This is a genomic window from Marinomonas sp. ef1, assembly GCF_002806845.1.
GTDB lineage: Bacteria > Pseudomonadota > Gammaproteobacteria > Pseudomonadales > Marinomonadaceae > Marinomonas > Marinomonas polaris.
Genome location: NZ_NHTT01000040.1, coordinates 1 through 309, shown reverse-complemented (window position 1 = coordinate 309; position 309 = coordinate 1). Strand labels below are relative to the sequence as shown.

Sequence of the window (309 nt, the reverse complement as noted above, 5' to 3'; positions counted from 1 at the left end):
GACCGCGGCGGGTGCGCCAGGCGTGACCATAGATGAAGATGTGAACAACGACGGCTACATCAACAAAGACGAGTTGTCTGGTGACGTGAACGTGACCATCTCTCTAACGGGCACGAATGCGGTTGAAGGCGATACGTTGACGGTGAACGGTGAGACCATCACGTTAACAGAGGCTCACATCACAGCGGGCAAAGTTGAGACAACGGTAGCGGCACCATCAGAAGGTGCGACGTTAACGGTTGAAGCAACGATTACCGATGCAGCGGGTAACGTGTCAGAGAAAGGCTCTGACAGTGCGATCCTAGATAC

General features: G+C 54.0%; 1 protein-coding gene. It reads left to right on the top strand.

The window, feature by feature from the left end:
- Window positions 1–22: 22 nt before the first annotated feature.
- Window positions 23–309: hypothetical protein (locus CCS02_RS21990; protein ID WP_232728946.1), on the top strand; the 287-nt coding region annotated here is incomplete at its 3' end.